General features: G+C 70.0%; 1 protein-coding gene. It reads left to right on the top strand.

Annotated features, from left to right (window positions below; translation table 11 throughout):
- Positions 1 to 260: glycosyltransferase family protein (locus Ga0466249_RS26160; protein WP_215832413.1), on the top strand; the 260-nt coding region annotated here is incomplete at both ends.

The following is a 260-nucleotide window of genomic DNA, read 5'->3' as shown; positions in this document are numbered from 1 at the left end:
AGGAGCAGAAGCGGCGCGACGGGCAGCCACCGGTTCTGCTGGTCCTGCCCGGAAGCCGGCGCAGCGAGATCAGGCATCATCTGGCGCTGTTCGGTGCTGCGCTCGGCAAGCTCAACCGGCAAATCCCGTTCGAGCTCGTGCTTCCCACCATGCCGCATCTCGAGGCGATGGTGCGCGAAGGGGTCGCCTCGTGGCCGGTGGCGCCGCGGCTCGCGATCGGCGAGATCGAGAAGCGCGCCGCATTCCGCGTCGCCCGTGCG

Source organism: Pelorhabdus rhamnosifermentans, assembly GCF_018835585.1.
Classification (GTDB): domain Bacteria; phylum Bacillota; class Negativicutes; order UMGS1260; family UMGS1260; genus Pelorhabdus; species Pelorhabdus rhamnosifermentans.
Note: the sequence above shows the minus strand (reverse complement) of the source record. Positions and strands in the feature narration are given on the sequence as shown.